The sequence below is a fragment of the Erythrobacter sp. JB1-4 genome (assembly GCF_057365025.1).
Map to the genome: position 1 here is coordinate 1,460,616 of NZ_CP200292.1, position 19,756 is coordinate 1,480,371.

At 56.8% G+C, this 19,756-nt stretch carries 23 protein-coding genes, 2 tRNA genes and 1 pseudogene; 20 read left to right on the forward strand and 6 right to left on the reverse strand.

What is annotated here, in order from left to right:
* Nucleotides 1-926, reverse strand: a pseudogene (locus tag AC0V61_RS06590) (tetratricopeptide repeat protein).
* Between the two features lie 244 nt (nucleotides 927-1,170).
* Here AC0V61_RS06590 and AC0V61_RS06595 point away from each other — a divergent pair.
* Nucleotides 1,171-1,245: transfer RNA gene (locus AC0V61_RS06595), tRNA-Gly, on the forward strand.
* A 77-nt stretch (nucleotides 1,246-1,322) separates the two neighbouring features.
* Here the strand turns inward: AC0V61_RS06595 and AC0V61_RS06600 are convergent.
* On the reverse strand, nucleotides 1,323-1,763 hold the full coding sequence (locus AC0V61_RS06600; RefSeq protein ID WP_486156471.1) for a MerR family transcriptional regulator: 441 nt from the start codon (nucleotides 1,761-1,763) through the stop codon (nucleotides 1,323-1,325).
* A gap of 83 nt (nucleotides 1,764-1,846) precedes the next feature.
* Between AC0V61_RS06600 and AC0V61_RS06605 the strand changes: the two genes are divergently transcribed.
* From AC0V61_RS06605 to AC0V61_RS06615, 3 genes are read left to right on the forward strand one after another with little or no spacing between them, the layout of a single operon-like run.
* A complete protein-coding gene (locus AC0V61_RS06605; RefSeq protein WP_486156472.1) occupies nucleotides 1,847-2,488 on the forward strand; it encodes a cation efflux transmembrane domain-containing protein in 642 nt (213 codons plus the stop codon).
* A 1-nt stretch (nucleotide 2,489) separates the two neighbouring features.
* Nucleotides 2,490-2,852: a DUF3703 domain-containing protein gene (locus tag AC0V61_RS06610; protein WP_486156473.1), complete on the forward strand. Its 363-nt coding sequence runs from the start codon at nucleotides 2,490-2,492 to the stop codon at nucleotides 2,850-2,852.
* A complete protein-coding gene (locus AC0V61_RS06615; protein ID WP_486156474.1) occupies nucleotides 2,770-3,180 on the forward strand; it encodes a hypothetical protein in 411 nt (136 codons plus the stop codon). Before AC0V61_RS06610 ends, AC0V61_RS06615 begins: the two co-directional genes overlap by 83 nt.
* Before the next feature lie 85 nt (nucleotides 3,181-3,265).
* Here the strand turns inward: AC0V61_RS06615 and AC0V61_RS06620 are convergent.
* A tRNA-Arg gene (locus AC0V61_RS06620) sits at nucleotides 3,266-3,342 on the reverse strand.
* 202 nt (nucleotides 3,343-3,544) lie between these two features.
* Here AC0V61_RS06620 and AC0V61_RS06625 point away from each other — a divergent pair.
* The 15 genes from AC0V61_RS06625 to AC0V61_RS06695 all read left to right on the forward strand — a co-directional run bounded on the left by AC0V61_RS06625 (nucleotide 3,545) and on the right by AC0V61_RS06695 (nucleotide 16,779).
* On the forward strand, nucleotides 3,545-3,922 hold the full coding sequence (locus AC0V61_RS06625) for a hypothetical protein (RefSeq protein ID WP_486156475.1): 378 nt from the start codon (nucleotides 3,545-3,547) through the stop codon (nucleotides 3,920-3,922).
* Between the two features lie 47 nt (nucleotides 3,923-3,969).
* Nucleotides 3,970-4,476: an MmcB family DNA repair protein gene (locus AC0V61_RS06630; RefSeq protein ID WP_486156476.1), complete on the forward strand. Its 507-nt coding sequence runs from the start codon at nucleotides 3,970-3,972 to the stop codon at nucleotides 4,474-4,476.
* A 111-nt stretch (nucleotides 4,477-4,587) separates the two neighbouring features.
* Nucleotides 4,588-5,298: a sterol desaturase family protein gene (locus AC0V61_RS06635; protein WP_486156477.1), complete on the forward strand. Its 711-nt coding sequence runs from the start codon at nucleotides 4,588-4,590 to the stop codon at nucleotides 5,296-5,298.
* Nucleotides 5,295-5,732 carry a DUF2141 domain-containing protein gene (locus AC0V61_RS06640; protein ID WP_486156478.1) on the forward strand — a complete coding sequence of 146 codons (438 nt, stop codon included), beginning with the start codon at nucleotides 5,295-5,297 and terminating at the stop codon, nucleotides 5,730-5,732. The genes AC0V61_RS06635 and AC0V61_RS06640 overlap by 4 nt, the downstream gene beginning before the upstream one ends.
* A gap of 134 nt (nucleotides 5,733-5,866) precedes the next feature.
* Nucleotides 5,867-7,666, forward strand: coding sequence for a PAS domain-containing protein (locus tag AC0V61_RS06645; RefSeq protein WP_486156479.1), 1,800 nt, complete (start codon nucleotides 5,867-5,869; stop codon nucleotides 7,664-7,666).
* A gap of 93 nt (nucleotides 7,667-7,759) precedes the next feature.
* The gene (locus tag AC0V61_RS06650) at nucleotides 7,760-8,719 is read left to right on the forward strand and encodes an alpha/beta hydrolase (protein WP_486156480.1); all 960 of its coding nucleotides are present in this window, start codon (nucleotides 7,760-7,762) and stop codon (nucleotides 8,717-8,719) included.
* 46 nt (nucleotides 8,720-8,765) lie between these two features.
* The gene (locus AC0V61_RS06655) at nucleotides 8,766-10,133 is read left to right on the forward strand and encodes a M48 family metalloprotease (RefSeq protein ID WP_486156481.1); all 1,368 of its coding nucleotides are present in this window, start codon (nucleotides 8,766-8,768) and stop codon (nucleotides 10,131-10,133) included.
* A 10-nt stretch (nucleotides 10,134-10,143) separates the two neighbouring features.
* Entirely contained in the window at nucleotides 10,144-10,863 is a 720-nt protein-coding gene (locus AC0V61_RS06660; protein ID WP_486156482.1) for a DsbA family protein, read from the forward strand.
* A 65-nt stretch (nucleotides 10,864-10,928) separates the two neighbouring features.
* The gene (locus AC0V61_RS06665; protein WP_486156483.1) at nucleotides 10,929-11,873 is read left to right on the forward strand and encodes a M48 family metalloprotease; all 945 of its coding nucleotides are present in this window, start codon (nucleotides 10,929-10,931) and stop codon (nucleotides 11,871-11,873) included.
* Between the two features lie 156 nt (nucleotides 11,874-12,029).
* Nucleotides 12,030-13,247, forward strand: coding sequence for a sensor histidine kinase (locus AC0V61_RS06670; RefSeq protein ID WP_486159471.1), 1,218 nt, complete (start codon nucleotides 12,030-12,032; stop codon nucleotides 13,245-13,247).
* Nucleotide 13,248: 1 nt separating this feature from the next.
* Nucleotides 13,249-14,049 (forward strand): LytR/AlgR family response regulator transcription factor, encoded by an 801-nt coding sequence (locus tag AC0V61_RS06675; protein ID WP_486156484.1) that lies wholly within the window; start codon nucleotides 13,249-13,251, stop codon nucleotides 14,047-14,049.
* Nucleotides 14,050-14,106: 57 nt separating this feature from the next.
* On the forward strand, nucleotides 14,107-14,973 hold the full coding sequence (gene nadC, locus AC0V61_RS06680; RefSeq protein WP_486156485.1) for a carboxylating nicotinate-nucleotide diphosphorylase: 867 nt from the start codon (nucleotides 14,107-14,109) through the stop codon (nucleotides 14,971-14,973).
* Nucleotides 14,970-15,404 carry a hypothetical protein gene (locus AC0V61_RS06685; RefSeq protein WP_486156486.1) on the forward strand — a complete coding sequence of 145 codons (435 nt, stop codon included), beginning with the start codon at nucleotides 14,970-14,972 and terminating at the stop codon, nucleotides 15,402-15,404. Before nadC ends, AC0V61_RS06685 begins: the two co-directional genes overlap by 4 nt.
* Nucleotides 15,401-16,138 (forward strand): ribonuclease T2 family protein, encoded by a 738-nt coding sequence (locus AC0V61_RS06690; protein ID WP_486156487.1) that lies wholly within the window; start codon nucleotides 15,401-15,403, stop codon nucleotides 16,136-16,138. Before AC0V61_RS06685 ends, AC0V61_RS06690 begins: the two co-directional genes overlap by 4 nt.
* Nucleotides 16,139-16,224: 86 nt before the next feature.
* Complete coding sequence (locus AC0V61_RS06695) at nucleotides 16,225-16,779, forward strand: hypothetical protein (protein WP_486156488.1); 555 nt, start codon at nucleotides 16,225-16,227, stop codon at nucleotides 16,777-16,779.
* Here AC0V61_RS06695 and AC0V61_RS06700 read toward each other — a convergent pair.
* Nucleotides 16,776-17,303, reverse strand: a complete 528-nt coding sequence (locus AC0V61_RS06700; protein WP_486156489.1) for a nucleoside deaminase — start codon at nucleotides 17,301-17,303, stop codon at nucleotides 16,776-16,778. The genes AC0V61_RS06695 and AC0V61_RS06700 overlap by 4 nt on opposite strands.
* A gap of 150 nt (nucleotides 17,304-17,453) precedes the next feature.
* Here AC0V61_RS06700 and rpmB point away from each other — a divergent pair, with 150 nt between their 5' ends.
* The gene (gene rpmB / locus AC0V61_RS06705) at nucleotides 17,454-17,741 is read left to right on the forward strand and encodes a 50S ribosomal protein L28 (RefSeq protein ID WP_486156490.1); all 288 of its coding nucleotides are present in this window, start codon (nucleotides 17,454-17,456) and stop codon (nucleotides 17,739-17,741) included.
* A gap of 67 nt (nucleotides 17,742-17,808) precedes the next feature.
* Here rpmB and AC0V61_RS06710 read toward each other — a convergent pair whose 3' ends face one another.
* Nucleotides 17,809-18,771, reverse strand: coding sequence for an esterase-like activity of phytase family protein (locus AC0V61_RS06710; RefSeq protein WP_486156491.1), 963 nt, complete (start codon nucleotides 18,769-18,771; stop codon nucleotides 17,809-17,811).
* A 19-nt stretch (nucleotides 18,772-18,790) separates the two neighbouring features.
* Nucleotides 18,791-19,747, reverse strand: a complete 957-nt coding sequence (locus AC0V61_RS06715; protein WP_486156492.1) for a M23 family metallopeptidase — start codon at nucleotides 19,745-19,747, stop codon at nucleotides 18,791-18,793.
* Between the last annotated feature and the right edge of the window lie 9 nt (nucleotides 19,748-19,756).

The following is a 19,756-nucleotide window of genomic DNA, read 5'->3' on the forward strand; positions in this document are numbered from 1 at the left end:
TTACCCAAAGAGGATCTTGGACAAGCGACGACGGGTGGCAACCACCCATTCGTCTTCAAGGCCGGTAGCCTCAAAAATTTTAAGCAGCTTCTCGCGTGCTGCCCCCTCATTCCATTCGCGGTCCATCTTCACCATGGCGAGCAAGGTATCAGCCGCCTCGTCGCGCTCCCCGGCGGCAAAGGCTGCATCAGCGAATGTGAGCTGCGCATCCATATCATCGGGGTTGGCACTTGCTGCTTGGCGAAGGCCGGAGAGCTCGGCGTCATCGACTGAGTTCGAAGCCAGTTCCAGCGCACTGCGGGCCGCTGCAATAGCGGGATCGCCTGCAAGTTTCTCGTCGGCCTCTACCGCCGCCAACACTTGAGCCGCCTCCTCGGTCTGACCCAAAGCCACCATTGCTTTGATAAGACCGGCAGGAGCTGCAGGATTGTCGCCTGCAAATTCGGCCACTTGCGAGAAGATACCCGCTGCACGCTGCGCATCACCCTCGCTAAGCGCCGCCTCACCCATTGCAAGGAATTGCTCAATCTCTTCAGGCGAAGGCCCCTGAGGCGCGCCATCAGCTGCTCCTCCTCGATGGGAAGCTGTCCCAGCAATTGGTCGAGCATCTGGCTAAGCTGGCTTTCGGTGCGCGCCTGCGTCAAATCTGCGACCGGTTGTCCTTGGAACAAGGCATAGACCGTCGGGATCGACTTCACCTGAAACTGGGCGGCGATAAATTTGTCTTCATCGACGTTAATCTTTGCCAGCACGACGCCTTTTTCGGCGTAATCGGCGGCAACCTTTTCGATCACCGGGGTGAGCGCCTTGCACGGCCCACACCACTCCGCCCAGAAGTCAACAATGACCAGCTTGGTCATGCTGGGCTCAACCACCTCCTTGCGGAAGCGATCGACAGCTTTTTGTTCTTCGATATTCAGTCCCATGCTGGCCAAGGGAATGCTCCTGTCATTTGTCGCCGAACTTTTACGGCTGAGTGATTCTTGCCTTTAATATGGGGCGTTTTGTGCACCTTTGAAGGTTGCCAGGGCCGCTGGCTAGTCGGGCAATACGAATAAGAGAACATTTTTGCGCGTTTTTGGGGTTGCAGCGTTTCGTCCCCGCTGTTACTTGCGCCGCCTCTCCGGCACAGAAGCGCTGTTTTCAGCAATCTGTGTGAGACGTCAGTGAGCGGGCGTAGCTCAGGGGTAGAGCACAACCTTGCCAAGGTTGGGGTCGGGCGTTCGAATCGCCTCGCCCGCTCCATTATTTCAATGACTTGCGGCATGGCCCGGTCATTTCCATAAAAAGAAGATGAAAAACGGCTTGTGGCTTTGGCCTTGCTAGAGCCCCTCAATCTTCACATGCCGGTCCGCTTCACACAGACCGTGATCGCCAAGGGCCTCTATCACTTTGCATTCTGCGACCGATCCGCCGCTGCATGCTTCTGCAATACGTTCGAGTTCCCCTTCAAGAGCCTGAAGTTGCGAGATTCTCTGTTTGACCAAGACTAGCTGCCTCTCCGCAATCTGGTTGGCCGTTGAACAATCCATCTCTGGCGTGGCTTGAAGATGGAGCATGTCTCGAATCGCATCCAAAGGAAAGCCGAGAAAGCGAGAGTGCTTGATGAAGCCAATGCGCTTGATGTCGCTTTCCAGATACAACCTTCTTCCACCCGAGCTTCGCTCCGGTTCGGCAATCAATCCAACCTTCTCATAGTAACGGATCGTCGTGATTTTCACGCCTGATTGCTTCGAAAGCTCACCGATAGACAAAGATTGCATAGAGTTATAACTTTCCGCTTGCTTCTACAGTCACTGTAGCTCGTATCAACCTGCCTGTCATCACGACTCAAGGGAAAAGAGCAATGTCAGGCTGCTGCGAAGAGAAAGTGTTTGATGGGCTGTCGCCCGCCTACAAGCGCGCCTTGATTGCGGTTATCGCGATCAATGCAACAATGTTTGTTGTCGAAATGTGGGCTGGCATCACTTCTGGCTCGCAAGCGCTAAAAGCGGATGCGTTGGACTTTGCAGGCGATGCGGCGACTTATACGCTTAGCTTGGCTGTCATCGGCGCATCTGTTCGGACAAGAGCGATGGCCTCGCTTGCGAAGAGCGGATCGTTAGCGATCATCGCTGTCGCTGTGCTGGCCATGACCGCATTGCGATTTGCGGAAGGTGTGCCTCCCCAAGCGCAGACTATGAGCCTCGTCGCTTTACTCGCGCTGGCGGCCAACGTCGCGAGTGTCATCATCCTGCTCAAGTGGCGCGATGGCGACAGCAATGTCCGCTCGGTTTGGTTGTGTTCGCGCAATGACGCGATTGGCAATGTTGCTGTAATCGCGGCTGGCTTTCTTGTTGCCGCAACCGCGAGCGCTTTGCCGGACCTGCTCGTGGCGCTTCTGCTGGCAGGACTGTTTCTGCGATCATCTGTTTCCATCGCTCGGCAAGCATTTGCGGAACTGCGTTCAGGCGAGGCGCAACCCGCGTGCGCGAACGAAGGACAATGAGATGACACATAGCCAGAACAGCCGCATCAAGTCGTTCCTGCAAGACCAATATCGCAGTGCGCGCAGTGCTGAAAATGCTGGCAAGATCGAAGACGCTTGGGATCACTTGGAGCGAGCGCATATCGTCGCCCAAGGTATGTTCGCACCCCACCTCTATTCGCATTGGCGGATGCTCACATTGGCTGCGAAGACTGCGGCACGGGCTACTAGACGGCACCTATTCCGCGCTCCTGAGCGAGACATACGAAGGGACGCGGCGTCAACGCGAGCAGCTACGACGCATGACGTCAGAGCTAATTGGCAAGTACATCTTCGCCATCAGCGTGAATCCGGACACGAAGGCCAGCAAGGCAGTCGTATTTGACGCTGATCGCCTCGATGAGGTGCAAATTCTTAAACAAATCACCCGCGATTTTATCATCGCAAACCCGACCCTTGCCGCCCAGCAGCGCGGACAAGAAAAGATGATCACGAAGCTGTTCGAGGCTATCTGGGACGGCTATGATGACAGCTTGGGATACCCCCGGTTTCTCCCCGTGCGCTTACAGTATCTAAGCGAAATACCAGGAACGACACGAGCCCGATTCGTAGCAGACTGCATCGCCTCATTGTCAGAAACTGAAGCCGTCGCGCTTCACGCACGACTATGCGGACATACGACTGGCTCCGTCCTCGACCCTATCGTCCGCTAGGCAAACGCTCGGAACAGGAGTTCCCCTGCCGTTTCCCCGGATACACTAGCCACAGTAGGCGGAGGGTCAAAATCCTTGGAAAAGCTGGCGCACCCGAGAGGATTCGAACCTCTGGCCTCTGCCTTCGGAGGGCAGCGCTCTATCCAGCTGAGCTACGGGTGCCTTGTCCGGGCGCTTTTCGGCGACAGGGCCGGATTGTGCAAGTGCCTTTGACCGCTTCCCTTTGAAAGGAAGGGGCGCGATTAGCAAGGGGGCAGCGCAAGAGCTAGCAATTATTGTCGCCAATCTAATGCCAGCATCTCTCATATTCCCACGAGGGCAAAGATTAACTTTTCGGCAAGCGCCTTGGGAGTAGGTCCTTGGTATGGCCACGACGTCGCCCCACCCCCGCTCCCTGCATCCTGAGCACGCTGATGCTCTTGGCGATCCGCTGCAACAGCGCTGGCGGGTCCTGCATGAGATGTCACAAGAGATTGCCCAGCTAGCCGACTTGGCCCCCGAGCCCGAGCAGGCTGCGGTCTCGCGCTTTGATGCAGCTCTGGCCGCTTCCAATTTGAGAACGCTGGAATTGGTAGGGCAAGGGCTTGAGGATATGGAACTGCTGCTTGAGATGGGGCTTACCGCTCTTAAAGAAGTTGCAGCGCGCGGACAGCCGACCAATGTTCCTGCGCTTGCTTTATGGCGGGAATTTTATCTCGCCCGTGAGAGCATGCTTGAGATTATAGAACCGGCCGCAGCCTAACCATCTGGGTGCTTGACCATGTTCGCATTATGTTCCATCATTCTTAGATGGAAAGTGATGCTGCAATTCTCGAAAACGACCCGTCCAAAAGTTTAAAGCCCTGCGCCAAAGATGTGGCGCGCGGGATTAAGCGCTTGTTTGCACGCAATGATATCTGGTGTGTCGAAGAGATGGCGTTGAAGAACAATCGCCGCGCGGACCTTATGGGAATTGATGCGCGAGGGTCTATCATCATTGTCGAAATCAAGGTCGCTCGCGGTGATCTTTTAGGTGACACCAAATGGCCCGATTACCTCGACTTTTGCGATCGTTTCTTTTGGGGCGTTCCCCCTAATCTTGATCCAAGCCCGCTTGAGGGGGAAGCCTATAGCCCAGAGCGTTGCGGGGTGATTGTCGCTGATGGCTATGATGCGGAGATCGTTCGCCAGGCACCGCTTGAACCGCTTGCTCCTGCTCGGCGTAAAGCTCAAGTCGAAAGGCTGGCGCGCATTGCGATGCGGCGAAACACCGCGCTCATTGATCCCAGTTGCACCGATTTGCAGAGTGCTGGATAGGCTGCTGAATTCATACCTCTTGTGAGATGCCAGGGATATCCTTCATAAGGTGAGGGTATGGTTCCTGCTGACACCCCCGTTTGGCTCGCATTTCTTATCGTTGGCCTGGCCATGAGCATAATGGTCGCGCTCCGCTATTTTCTCAGCAGCGGCATGTTCGCTTGGATGACGGCGCGCGTCCGGCCCGGGCTTTACACAAATCAGCGCGCCCAAATTTATAGCGAAATGCGATATTCACTGGTCGCCGCGGTCATTTACGGCGTTCCGGCAGGCGCGGTCTTCTGGCTCTGGCGGCACCATGATTATGCGCTGATTTACACCGATTGGAACGCCTATCCCGCACTCTATCTGCCGTTATCGGTGCTGGTCTATTTGTTTGTGCAGGACACCTGGTTTTATTGGACACACCGCGCAATGCACCATTGGCCGAGCCTCTTTCGCCTTGCCCATAAAGTCCACCATGACAGCAAGCCGCCAACCGCTTGGACCGCCATGAGCTTTCATCCGATTGAGAGCGTAAGCGGGGCGATTGTCATCCCTGTACTTGTGTTCCTTGTGCCCATTCACTTAGCCATGCTTGGCATTGTTCTCACAATTGCGACCGTTATGGGCGTGGTCAATCATATGGGGTGGGAGATTTTTCCAAGGCGCTTTGTTCATTCCCCGTTTGGCAGCTTAGTGATAACGGCAAGCCATCACGAGAGGCATCACGAGGAATATCGATGCAATTTTGGCCTGTACTTCCGTTTCTGGGACAAACTCTGCGGAACCGACCGCGGTTTATCGCGCCGCCTCGATCGGCGCGCGCAGGACGCGGTGTGAAACGTTTGGGGCTCGCTATCATGGGCGGCGCTCTTGTCGCAGCATCGGCTCCTGCAAGCGCGGGCACGGTCACAATCACCGTTACTGATCTTCGCAACACCAAAGGGGTGGTGCGCGCCTGTATGACCACGAAAGAAAGCATTTTCCCCAAATGCCGGCGTGATCCAAGCTCACATCGCACCGTTGTCAAAGCGGCCAATACGATCACTATCCGGTTTGAAGATGTAAAACCGGGCGAGTATGCCATTGCGCTTTTGCACGATGAGAATGAGGATGGGAAAGCCAACCGTGTTCTGGGCATGGCGCCCAAAGAGGGGTATGGCTTTTCGCGCGATGCTCCTGTTCGCATGGCTCCGCCTGATTGGGATGATGCCGTGTTTAGCGTCGGGTCAGCGTCTCAAAAGCTTACGATCAAAATGCGATATTTCCTTTAGTATGCTGCCTTGCGTGTCCGCTATCGCAGGGCGTGCAGCGTCAAAGTTTTCTCTCCACGCTTAACGAGATGTTTACCACGTAAAGCCAAAGCTTACCCAAAGCTTGATTTAGTTTGGGGGCAATAGGCCTGATCATGGATACTCTTCGTGGACCTTTTGAAAGCGGCACACCCGCCGAGGACACACCCGATTGGGGTGCGAGCGAAGATTTGCGTGAGGACAATGCGCGTGAGGACAATGCGCGTGAGGACAATGCGCGCGAGGAAGATACCATGCGCGAGCTTCCTCCTCAGGCCATCGGTCAGGACGAACGCCGCATGCAAGTGCGCGCCTACAACCACTGGGCGAGCTTGCTGGGTGAGGCGACCTTCCCGTCAATCGAGGAACTTGATCCAGAAAACCTGACGGATTTCGGCCCCAACTCAGTGCTGCTCGACTTTTCGAAAGGCATCGAGGACCCGGGCGTACAATTCCTTGGCGACAAGCTTGCCGATGAATGCGGAACCCAAAGCGCACTAATCAAGCATCTGTCCGATGTGCCCCCGCGCTCTCTTTTGAGCCGGATCACTGACCACTACATGCAAATTCTTGCCAATCAGGCACCGATTGGATTTGAGGCCGAATTCGTGAATGAACGCGGTGCATCCGTGCTCTATCGCGGTATCCTGCTGCCGTTTTCAAGCGATGATGAGACAATTGATTTCATCTACGGCGTTATCAATTGGAAAGAGATGGCAGATGCAGCGACCGCTGATGAACTTCTGCTCGCGATTGATCAGGCGATTGATGAAAAGCTTGCATCCTCACAGCAAGAGGAAGCCGATGAGCCGCAAAAACACCATGCAGCGCCAGTGACCGACTGGGCGGATTCGCCCGTTCAAGAAAGCGGACCGCAACCCTACGCGCCGATTGAGGCGGATCTTTGGGGTGATGACGAAGAAGCCGAAGAGCTCGTCTCTTCAGACAGCGTTAGCAATGACAATGTTGCAAGCCTGTCGGATGCAACCGGCTTTGAGAGCGAGGGATCTGACCTTCCTGCTCCTGATTTTGGCCAATTCGAACTCGATGACCCTGAAGTCGACGCCTATGGCGAAGAGATCGACGAGGACGAAGAGGAGCGCGAAAACGGTGAAGGCTCAACCGGCTACAGCTTTGCCTCACTGACCGACTACATCGAAGTGCCTGCCAAAAAGGCGGTCGACCTTGATGCTGATCGTTTCGATCCGGACGACTATCAGGTCGATGAAAGCGCGCTAGAGGCGTCGGCAGATGAGACAGAGGTAGGCAAGCAAGACGCTGCACAAGAGGTCACCGAGGATGTCGATCCAGATGCCGGCCTTCACGATTGTCTAGCGTCAGCACGCGAACTTGCGCAAAACGCCCGCGTTTCCGAAGATCGCAGCCGTCATGCGCTTTATGCAGCGGTTGGTCGTGCCTACGATGTATCACTTGCCGCTAAAGATGAGCCGGAAGCCTTCAACGCTCTTATCGAAGACAGCGGCCTGACCGCCCAAGAGCGTGCGCCGATGACCCCGGTGGTCAAGCTCGTATTCGGCGCGGACTATGACAAAACGCGGCTTACCGAATATGCCGCCGTTCTGACCCATGCGCACCGCTTGAACCTTGAACGTGGCAGCCTTGGCGAGTTTCTCAGCCAGGCAGAAGGCGGTCTTAAAGCCGTTGTCGCCAGCGAACGTCGCCTACGCCGCGAAGAAGCGGGCCAAGTCGTCGAAGATGAAGGCGATGTGCGCGCAAGGCTGGCCAAGAAACTGCGCGAACTTGATGCGCTGATGTTCGATGCACTCTCATCAGAGGGCCCCGAGTTCTCGCTTGTCATGGTGCGCCGTGATGGTGAAGGCAATGTCGCAATGATCGGCGAAGTTTGCGATGATGTGGCTTTGATCGAACGAGTGGGCAAGAAGCTCGTCGGCTAAACGCCGTTTGCAGATAAATTGATTGGATTTGGCTGGGTCGAGGCACATTTCGTGTCTTTACGCAGGCCCATTCTCGCCTCAAAGAGCGCGGGCATGAACACGCAAACGCAAACGCCCGCCAAAAATCGCAAACCCAAAGGACGCTTACGGATCATGGCCTGGACCATAGGCATTCTTTTGGCCGTCATCGTCATCGGAGCAATCGGTCTACAAGTCGCAATCTCGCGCGATGGCCCGCAGGTTTTGAGCGTGGTTGACCGCGTCACCGGCGGATCAGGCGGTGCTGAACTCAAGGCAAAAATTGCGACCGGCGATCATCCTGATCAAAAGCTTCTCGTATGGGCTCCTGAGAAAAGCGCATCAGATGGCTCTCTTAAACCTGTCTTGATGTTCGTCCACGGCGGCAGCTGGAATTCAGGTGATCCGGAAAGCTATGATTTCGTAGGCCGAGCCTTTGTCGATCAAGGGTTCGTTGTCGTTCTTTCCGGCTATCGCCTCGGCGAGGCTGGCAAATACCCCGGCATGATTGAAGACACAGCGCGCGCCTTTGCGTGGGTTCACAGCGAGATTGCAGGTTACGGCGGAGACCCGCAAAATATTGTAATCGCAGGGCATTCTGCTGGCGCTTACAATATGATGATGATCGCGCTTGAGGACCGATGGTTAGCCCCCCATGCCCTTAGCGCTGACAATATCAAAGGCGTTGTCGGATTATCAGGTCCATACGACTTTCTCCCGCTGGAATCAGACAGCACCAAAGCAGCCTTTGGTCATGCCGCTGATCTGGAGGCCACTCAGCCGATCAATTATGTGAACCGCAATGCACCGCCCATGCTGCTCATTCACGGACAGAAAGACACCACAGTGGGTGTGTTCCATTCGCGCAATATCAATAGTTTGCTTGAGGAGGCACAGGTCACTTCGGCACTCGAGCTTTACCCGGAAATGAACCACACAGATCCGCTCATCTCAATCGCAGCCCCATGGCGATCCGGGCGCGATATCGTGCGAAAAATCGCCGAATTTGCGCATGAGCGGACAGCTGCTGAATAAAACTTCAGTTCCCGTTCAGGCCCAAAGGCGTTAGCACTGGGGCTCCATGCACCTGACCCGATCTTTTCCGCTCGCGATTCTTGCGCTTGCCGCAACGTTTGCTTTGTCACTCCAACCCGTGGCGGCGCAATCAATCCTGCGCGATGCCGAAACCGAGGCGCTCCTTCGCGATATGTCTCGTCCGCTCATCGAAGCCTCTGAGCTTGAGCCTGAAAATGTCGAGATTGTCCTGATCAACGACCCGTCGATCAACGCTTTTGTTGCCGGTGGTCAGGTCGTTTACGTGCACGCGGGCCTTTTGAACGCGGCTGATACCGCCAATGAGGTGCAAGGCGTCATCGCGCATGAGCTTGGCCACATCACCGCCGGGCACGTCGTGCGCTTTGGCGAGCGAACCAAGGGCGCGCAAGGGATCTCCATCCTCTCGCTTATTCTGGGTGTCGGCGCGGCTTTAGCTGGCGCAGGCGATGCTGCTCTTGGCGCGATTATGGCGGGTCAACAGGCAGCCACGGGCAATTTTCTCGCCTTTAACCGCAACCAAGAGGCCGCAACCGACCAAGCAGGCGCGCGTTATTTGTCTGGAGCGGGCATCTCGGGGCGCGGCATGATTAGCTTTTTTGAAAAGCTCAGAAATTTCGAGATTCGCCGCGGCTATAGTCAATCCGATGACGCAGCATACCGGCGCACGCACCCCCTGTCAGGTGACCGGATCCAGTTCCTTCGCGTACAACTTACCGAAGATGCAGCATGGGACGCGCCTGACGATCAAGAGCTTCAAGCGCGCTTCCTGGCCGTGCGCGCAAAGCTTTATGGTTATCTTGCGCAGCCCAAGCGCACCTTACAACAATATCCAGAAAGCGACCAAAGCACGCCTGCGCGCTATGCCCGCGCTTACGCCTTCCACAAAGATGCGCAGGTTGAGAAAGCCTTGGCAGAGGCGGATAAATTGCTCGCTCTGGATGCTCAAAACCCCTATTTTCTTGAGCTTAAGGGCCAAATCCTGCTCGAATCAGGGCGTCCACAAGAAGCGCTCGCACCGCTTCGCCGGGCAACTGAATTGACGCTCAACCAGCCGCTGATTGCGGGCATGTTCGGACACGCTCTCATCGCCACTGAAGAAAAGAGCAATTACGACGAGGCGGAAAAGGTCCTGAGAGCAGCCGTCGCAAAGGATCGCTTCAATCCGTTTGCATGGTATCAATTGGGTGTTGTCTATGCAGAGCGCGGCGATATTCCCCGCGCCAAACTTGCCAGCGCAGAGCAACAGATCATGCGCCGCAATTATCCAGAGGCCCTGCGCAATGCACAAGATGCCGAAGCGGGCCTGCCGGTGGGTTCGCCTGACTGGATCCGTGCACAAGATGTCGGCCTTCAAGCGCGCGCAGAACTGGAACAGCTTCGCGACAGCCGCTAAGCCGCTTTACATGAACGACACCTCATCGACACCGGCCCCCTTTCGCCAAGCGCTGTTGACCGGGCTTCTTGCGCTCACCTTTGGTTTTTTAGGGGCAGCGCTTTGGTCCTACACCGGGCTCGCCGATAACCGCACACGCGCCTACCTCATGGACAATCCCAGCATCTTGCAAGATGTGGCAGAGGCGCTTGCTGCTGAAGATGCACGCGAACGTTTGGCCTCGATCAAGGGTGAGCTTTACACCCCCTTCCCCGGCGCGGTCATGGGCAATCCTGTTGGCACAAAGGTCCTTGTCGAGTTCACCGATTACAACTGCCCCTATTGCGCGAGCAGCTTCGAGGATGTGACGCGCCTTGTCGCACAAGACCCTGAACTTAAAGTCATAATGCGCGAATGGCCGATCTTCGAGGGCAGCGAGGTGGCCGCCCGTATGGCTCTCGCCGCTGCCAAACAAGGGCGCTATCAGGCGTTCCATTCCGCCCTTTTCCAACGCGGCGATACCAGCCCCGAAGGGGTGGAAGCAGCCGCTGAGGCGATTGGCCTTAACATGGAGCAAGCGCGCGCCGATGCGATGAGCGACGAGGTCTCAGTAGAGCTTGTGCGCAACCTAACCTTTGCGCAATCGCTCGGCTTTAGCGGGACGCCTGCTTTTGTGACCGGGGACACTTTGATGCCCGGCGCAGTCGGCGTTGACCGATTGAGAGAGGCGCTCGCCAGCGCTGGCAATTAACAGTGCAGCTTGGCGGGGTCCGGCCTGGAAAACTGTTGGCGCAGATATTGGGGTGTGCGGTCTTTTTGAGCGCAAATGCACAGGCCGATGATTGGGATCCCACCAGCATCACCTCGCCGCCGACCTCAATTGCTTATTACCAAGCTTACGATCAGCGACTTCAGGATGTTGGCTGGCGTTTGATCCGCGCCAATGCTGAATTTTGCGATCATACAGTCGCATCGATTGGGCTCCAACTTCAGGATGTGACCACTTTTGGGGATCCCGACCTCGCCCGCCAGGCCCTGCAACTCTCCGGAGATTTTGCAGTGGCGACCGCTGCGAAAGGCTCACCGGCGCATGCAAGCGGAGCGCTTAAGCAAAATCGGGAGATCACGCATCTTGGGGATGTGGACCTCAATGCCCTCCCGATTGACGGTAAGCAAAAATGGGCAAGGCTCAAACGCGCGCATGATGTGCTTGACCAATTGCTCTTGGCAGGTGAGCCGCTTTCGATCCAATTTGCAGATGGCGAAAAGGTTAGTGTTGCACCGGTCACTGTGTGCGCTGCGCGTTTTGAACTTGCTGCTGATGCGGAAAAACTCGTTGCTAATGATGAACGCGTGTTGATTGGGATCAAGTCAGAGGCGTTCGGCTACACCCAAGATGTATTTGCCGCAGGCCTCGCCCACGAACTCGCTCATACGATCTTCAAACACTATGGCTTGCACCAACGTCTCGGGCGAAAGTTCTCGCGGGTTCGCATGACCGAAAAAGAGGCTGATCGCTTAATGCCATGGCTGTTGAGCAATGCAGGCTATGATCCGCAGGCTGCCTCAGTTTTCTTCCGTGACTATCGCCCTGCAAGCGGAAGCTTCCTGTTCCTTCGCGGCTCTCATCCAAAATGGCGTGAGCGAAAGGGCTGGGTCGAGGCTGAAACTGCGATTATTGCGCCGCTTAAACACAGCGAAGGCAAGGCCGATTGGCGCAAGCATTTTCGAAGAGAGATCAATCCGGACAGCGGGCGCTAGGCTGGGCTGGCAACAAATCTGGCAACAAGGCTGGGCACCGGGGTTGCGGCAGGGTTGCGGCAGGGTTGCGGCAGGCGGTTGCAGCTTTGCGTTCATCTGTGCAGCGCCCATCCTTAATGGCTGCGGGCGATGAAAATTTGCGCTACACTGCTGGCCATGTCGATGGTGAAACTCCAGCCTGCGCCCTTCTTTGCGAGCAAAAACCGCGCCTTCTGGAACCTCCAGCTTGCCGGTTGGGGCGGCTATTTCCTCCTCCGCAGCGTTGTTGCTATTGCCAATGATCAGCCGCTCGATCTGCTCATTGTCCTGTTAGTCACGACAATAACCGGCTTCACGATCACCCTGATCCTGTCTGTAATGTACCGCCAATTGATCGACCGTCAGCCGGTGGTGACATGGGGCGGGACTGCCATTGTCTTGACCGCAGCGGTGCTGGTTCACTCCTTTATCGAGGCATGGCTGCAAGGGGTATACCAAGGCTCTTTGACAGAGACGAGCCTTGCCCAGCGCATGATTGGTTTGAGCTTTATCCCGCTTGCGCTTTTGGGCGGGTGGAGCGCACTGTATTACGCGATCAATTACTTCCTGCGCGTCGAAGAACAAACCGACCGATTGCAACGCTTGGAAGCGCAGGCAACGGCGGCGCAGCTGGCGATGCTACGGTATCAGCTAAACCCCCATTTTCTGTTCAACACACTGAATTCCATCAGCACTTTGGTGCTTTTGAAACAGACAGAGCCTGCCAATGCAATGCTGACACGCCTATCGGGCTTTTTGCGCCATACGCTTATCGCTGAGCCAGGAAGCAAGGTAACTCTCGCCCAGGAAATTGAGACGCTTGGGCTCTATCTCGATATTGAACGCATGCGGTTTGAGGAGCGTTTGCGCACGCATTTCGACATTGAGGAAGCGGCGCTGACAGCCATGCTCCCTGCAATGTTGCTTCAACCCTTGGTTGAAAATGCGATCAAATATGCGGTTAGCCCGCAGGAAGAAGGCGCTCGCATTTCGCTGACAGGGCGCGTGGTGGGTCAGCGCCTTAGGATTGCGGTCGAAGACACTGGGCCGGGCGCTGTGGCGACGTCGCGCATGGCCACGCAAGACCGGCTTGAAGCGCCACGCCCCGGCGAGCCTGTCTCAACAGGTGTTGGGCTTGTCAACATTCAGAACCGCCTTGCGCAAGGCTATGGTGATGACCACCTATTTGAAACGCGATCACAGCCGGGCGGCGGCTTCACCGTGCTGATCGAGATCCCTTACGAACCCGCCGCAGACACTTCCCCGCCCACATTCGACACCGCCTCCCCCCGCAAAGCCGAGGCGGCCGACAATGTGATCAACCTCAATTCACAGCGCGCCATTGGAAACTCGTGATATGACCATTCGCACTATCCTCGTCGACGATGAAAAACTCGCCATTCAGGGTCTGCAATTGCGGCTCCAGCCACATGAAGATGTTGAGATTATCGACACCTGCTCAAACGGGCGCGAGGCGATCCGCAAGATCAAGACAGAAAAGCCGGATCTGGTCTTTCTCGACATTCAAATGCCAGGATTTGATGGCTTTAGCGTCGTCAAAGGTGTGATGGAAATCGAGCCGCCGCTCTTTGTATTCGTCACCGCCTATGAAGAACACGCCATCCGCGCCTTTGAGGCCAATGCGGTGAATTATCTGATGAAGCCGGTGGACGAAGACAAGCTCGCCGACACCATCGAACGCGTGCGCCAACGCTTGGCTGAGAAGAAATCGGCAGAGGATGCCGAGCAATTGCTGGACGTTCTGGCAGAAGTCGCGCCCGATCGCGCGGCAGACTTCAACTGCGAGGCCTCTGCGGAGAACACTGACCGGTTTGAAAAACTCATCAATGTGAAAGACCGCGGCCAGATTTTCCGCGTCGAAGTTGGCTCGATCGAACACATTGAGGCGGCCGGTGACTATATGTGCATCTACACCGGCGACAATTCGCTGATCCTGCGCGAGACGATGAAGGATCTTGAACGCCGCCTTGACCCGCGCAAATTCCAGCGCGTGCACCGCTCCACAATCGTCAACCTCGACCAAGTGCGTCAGGTCAAACCGCACACCAATGGCGAATGCTTCTTGGTGCTCGATTCAGGCGCCGAGGTAAAGGTGAGCCGGTCGTACCGCGATGTGGTGGCTCGTTTCGTCCATTGATGTTTGTGTTCGCCCGGTCGGGCTTGCGGACCTTGTGGGTCCGTTTATGGGTAAGACATGACTTTTGCTTTGCCCGGTTTCGACCTCGATACATTCATCCGCGAAACGCTTGCTGAGGACCTTGGCGTTGGCCTTCCCGGCGGCGGCAAGGACGTCACCAGCGAGAGCGTCATCCCAGCCGACGCGCGCTTTTCCGGCGTTATGGACAGCCGCGATGCGGTTGTGGTGGCAGGTCTCCCGCTGGCAGAGGCGTTTTTCCGGCATCTTGACCCCGCTTGCGTGATCGAGGCGCTGGTGAGCGACGGCGATGCGGTCGCGGCTGGTACGGACCTGATGCGCCTTGAAGGCAATGCCCGCGCGCTCCTGACCGCTGAACGCAGCGCGCTTAACATCGTCCAGCACCTCTCCGGCATCGCCACGATGACGCGCGAATATGTGACGGCCATGCGAGAGGGTAGCGCGACCTGCACCCTGCTCGACACCCGCAAGACCCTGCCCGGCCTTCGCGTGCTGGAGAAATATGCGACCGTCCAAGGCGGCGCGCAGAACCACCGCATGGGGCTCTATGACGCAGCGATGATCAAGGACAACCACGTCGCGGTTGCAGGCTCGGTAGGCGAAGCGGTGCGGCGCGCGAGGGTGGCAGGGGTCTCCCCCATTATCTGCGAAGTGGACCGCTTGGACCAAATTGAGCCCGCGCTAGAGGCAGGCGCAGACCACCTGCTGCTCGACAATATGTCGCCTGAGACGCTGAAAGAGGCGGTCGCAATGGTCGCAGGCCGCGCGAAAACTGAGGCGAGCGGCGGGATCAACCTTGATACAATTGCTGCCAAGGCGGCAAGCGGAGTGGATTATACTTCGGTGGGAAGGCTCACACAAAGCGCGCCCGCCGCGGACGTTGGGCTGGATTTTGAGCCGATATGAAGATGGTCAAAGGCTCAAGGCCTGCTGCAATTCACGGCTTTGCATTGATTGTTTCAGTGCTCGGACTTGCTTCGCTGCTCGATGATCTGCGGCACATCGATGATCTCGTGGAGATTCTCGCGTTTGACATCCCGTCAATCGCTTGGAACCGCGATCTAGCCATAGTCGTATCCTCCGCAATATTCACAATCGTCATGATCCCAGTTGTCGCAGTCTGGTGTTTTGCAAGCCGCATCGCACGCATATTGATCACCGTGATGATTATCCCTTCTGCCCTCCAATTGCTCGGAGCTCTTTGGATCGCGGCCACGAGAAGTGAGTTTGTAGGCGATGTCATTGTGTCGAGCTCGTTGCTCGTTGTCGCTGTTGCCCTTCTTTACACGCCGCCTGCGTCTCACTGGCTCAGTGTTTCGAAGAAAGCCAAAGCATGAGACGTAAAGCTAAAGGCTTGCTAAGCCAGATTGCCTCGTCGCTTACGCTCCTCGCAATGACGGTTGGAGTTGCAAGCCAAGCCCAAGCCCAAGCCTACCAATGCCGCGCACCGCAGGTGTCTTCGGTGCCGCAAATCTCGCCTGACCAACGCCCCCGCGTGGTGCCGGTCACAGGCTACACCCTTGCGCTCAGCTGGTCGCCGGCCTTCTGCCGAACGCGCCAAGATAACCGTTCCCACCGCGTCCAATGCTCAGGCGACAATGGCCGCTTTGGCTTCGTCGTGCATGGCCTGTGGCCGCAAGGGTCGCGGACATGGCCGCAGTGGTGCGGGAGCTCCAACCGCCTCACGCCTGCCCAAGTGCGCCAAAACATGTGTATGATGCCCTCTGCCCGCCTGATTGCGCGGCAATGGGCAAAGCACGGCTCCTGCATGGTCAAAAAGCCCGAGACCTATCTCGCGGTCACTAATGTCCTGTGGGAGAGCCTTCGGATCCCGGACTACGACCGGATCAGCCGCGAGGAGGGCCTCACCGCTGGCCGCATTCGCCAAGCCTTTGCCGATGCCAATGGCCGCATGTGGCAGGCGAGCCATGTCGGCGTGAAACTCAACCGCGATGGTTGGCTCGAAGAACTGCGCCTTTGCTACAACAAACGTTTCCGCCCGACGCGATGTGATGATCGCAGGTTTGGCGCAAGAGATGATCGGGCAGCCAAGATCTGGCGCGGTCTGTAAGCCTCACTCTCAACAAATTTGCCAAAATTTGGAACGCTTCGCTCCTGCATTCCTAAGTCCCGGGAATGTTTGAAAAGGAGCCCCATATGAAACTCGCTATTAGAACCACTCTCATCTCAGCAATCGCTCTGACGGCAGCCGCTTGTGGCTCCGAGGCCTCGCAAGGCGACGATATTGTGGCACCTAAAATGGCAGATGAAAGCGCCGCAGCGAATGACGAGGTGGACCTACCTTCCATGGCGCAGCTTGATGAGACCGCGCTCGAAAATTTCGATACAATGGACGTCAGAGCAGTGAAGAACGAGTACGAGAGCAATCTGGAAGCGGCGCAGGCCGAGCTTCGCGACGAAACCGATACGAAGGCGGACGCCCTTACACCTGCGTTTGCGCCCGAACTCGAGGAACTGGACTTTGCGACCCTCGACGTAAGTGACGATGGGAAGCTGTCTGTCGCAGAATATGCGATCTGGGCTCTGCCAGCCGAGATCGATGGATCAGACGAGACCTATGAGCTTAAACCCTATCTCACGAATTATGAGGTCAACAAAGTGGGCTCAGCGTTCTTCTATTTTGACGACAATGGCGACAAATTCCTGTCCAGGAATGAGTTTGCCCAAGCGCGCGACTATATGGCGGGCTAATATCTATCAGCCCAATTCTCTGATATCCTGACAGAAAAGCCGGTGATCAGAAATAGGTCACCGCTTTTTTTGAAGAACGTGCGCAACAATTCGGCAGCCTCGTCCTCACCCATGCCGGTGTAGACCTCAGGCTTGTGCATGCATTGCTTGTGTTCAAACACCCGCGAGCCATGTTCAACACCGCCGCCTTTGGGGTCGCTTGCGCCGTAATAAAGGCGGGCAACCCGTGCGTGAGAAATGGCTCCGGCACACATCACGCAGGGCTCCAACGTCACGTACATATCGCAGCCCGTCAGCCGATCATCGCCCAGCACCTCTGACGCCATACGGATCGCTCGCATCTCGGCATGGCCCGTGGGATCGGGCGGAGAGCGGGTCGCATTGGCGGCGACAGCCACCACCTCGCCATCCTTGACGATCACCGCGCCCACAGGCACTTCGCCAGCCGCACCCGCTTCGCGGGCTGCATCCAGCGCGGTGCGCATAGCTTGGGGAAGCGGCCAGGTTGTTTCTTGGGCGGTCATCTGGCTCCACGCGCTAACTCGGCGACACGCACGAATCAATTGACGATTCGCAAGTGGCCCGCTATGCGCCGCGCTTTCCGGGACGCCCTTTGCGTAAGGGCCGCCTTAAAGGCGAGGGTTCCCGTCACTATAAACGAGACGAGATTTATCATGTCGCGCATTTGCGAACTCACTGGCAAGGGCCGCCAGGTTGGCAACAACGTCAGCCACGCCAACAACAAAACCAAGCGCGTTTTTCTGCCTAACCTGCAGAACGTGACTTTGATGAGCGAAAAGCTCGAGCGCAGCTTCAAATTCCGCGTGTCGACCCACGGTCTTCGCTCGGTTGAGCACAATGGCGGCCTCGACAACTGGCTCCTCAAAACCAAAGACGAGAAGCTTTCCTCGCGCGCACAAAAAGTGAAGCGTGAACTTAAGAAGCTGGCAAAAGCCGCTTAATTTCGCTTCGGCGATGAGATGAGAACAAAGGCGCAGCGCGGTCTAAGCGTTAGCGCCTTTTTCTCGTTCAGCTTCCGACAGGAGCGTAGGTTAGCTTTGCAACCAGAGTGCGCTGCATTGCAGCCACATTATCATCAGAGATAATCCAGACCGTCACTGACCCGTCCTCCCCGGCGCGAACCGTCAGCCCTTCATAGTTTTCAGGGGGCAAAACGCCCTCAAAATCGAATAGCACTTGCGGCGCTATGGCCGCATCCGCACCGGGCTGCGGCGCATCCATTATCGCAAGTTTTCCTGCAAATGGCGGGTAATTGCCCCAATCCACATCGCGCATGAGGAAGAGCACACGGCCATCGGGCATTTGCGCCATATCGGTAACAGCAAAGCCAGCCGCTGGACTTTGAAAGGGAACGATTTTGGGGGAGCCGCCTTCGACCGGATCGCTATCAAAGATCAGTGCCTCATCTCGCCCTTCTGGCAGGATCAAGAAACGCCCATCGGAAAGACGCTCCATCGCCTCTAACCCCGAATTGGAATACCAATCCTCAACAAGCCCCTCAAAGATGCGCACTTCCTCAGGCTCGGTTCGGTAGGAAAAGCGGTGGATCGCATGGGTGTTCTCATAACCCACCCAATAATCGCCCTTGGACGCGGGGTCGCGCGTGACCGATTCGATATCCCAAAGCAGCGGGTAAAGCGCAGGGTCATCATAGGGGAGACCCGCTATTTTGCGCTCGTCCGGCGTTTCCTCTGCCCTGTCAGGCTCAACAAAGGTGAAAAGAAAGCCCCGGTCTGAAAACGCTCGCAGACGCCCGCCGCCAAGGGTTAAAAGGCCCGAAAAGCCGCCAAAGCGCAATGTCGGCTCGGTTGAGTAATGCCACACACCCTCGACGCTCCAACCCGGAACACCCGTCTCGGATGCGCCCGCGACTTGCTCAAGCTCTATGCTCTTTGGGTTCTCTTTGACAACCGGGGTGCGCAACCAAGTGCCGGGCGCAACCATCGCTGCAAGCGTTAGCGCCGCGATCACCCTCAATGCCCTTGCCACGTTAGTTCATAGGCCCTGCAAGAAGGATCGGATCAAAACGCGCATCATGCCATTTGAGGCCCCAGTGAAGGTGCGGCCCGGTAGAGCGGCCTGTGGAACCAATATCGCCAATATGCTGGCCTTGGCGCACGATATCGCCCTCTTTCACATGGATGCGGTGGCAGTGGAGGAATGCGCTGTTGAGACCATTACCGTGATCGATCATCAAAAGGCCGCCTTCAAGGCTAAAGCCCGTCCGCGCAAGGATCACCACGCCGTCAGCCGGAGCCACAAAAGGCGTGCCCGTAGGCTTGGCGATATCAATGCCTGAGTGATAGCTCCCCGGTTCGCCGCGATAGATGCGCTGGCGACCAAAACGTCCCGAAATGCGGCCCGTCACCGGCCAAATGAAATCTTGGCGCCACCCTTGCGCGCCCGTCTTCTTGGCGCGCGCTGCAACAATCGCATTGTATTCTGGCTCGCGCTGCTTCCAATAGGCTTCGGGATTGCGAAGCGCGCGCTTGGCGACATTGACCCGCTCAATCTGCCAGTCGCGAGGCGACACCGCGAGGGTTTCTGTGACGGTGCGCCCATCAGCCAGCGTGGCGGTAAGAGAAACTGTTGCTGCGCTATCGCGATCAAAGGCTGCAAAGAACAATCCACCCTCGGCAAGACCAACTGGCTGTTCATCGAGGGTCAGGCTGACACTGCCAGAAGGCGCTCGACCCCGGATAAAGCCGCCTTGGGTAAGCTCCCCTGCATCAAACAGGAAATCGGGCTGATAGGGCTCTTCGGGGTTGGGCTCTTGCAACACCGGCTCCGCTGCAACCACCGGCGCTGCTTGTGGCTCGGAAGCTGGAGCGGTTTGTGCGACAGGTTCAAGAGCCGCTTCTGGGGCAACAGGTGTCGCCGCCTCAGTCCCCGTACAGCTTACAAGGCTGAGCAACCCAAGCCCTGTGATAAGGCCGAATGCGCGCATAACTTGCCT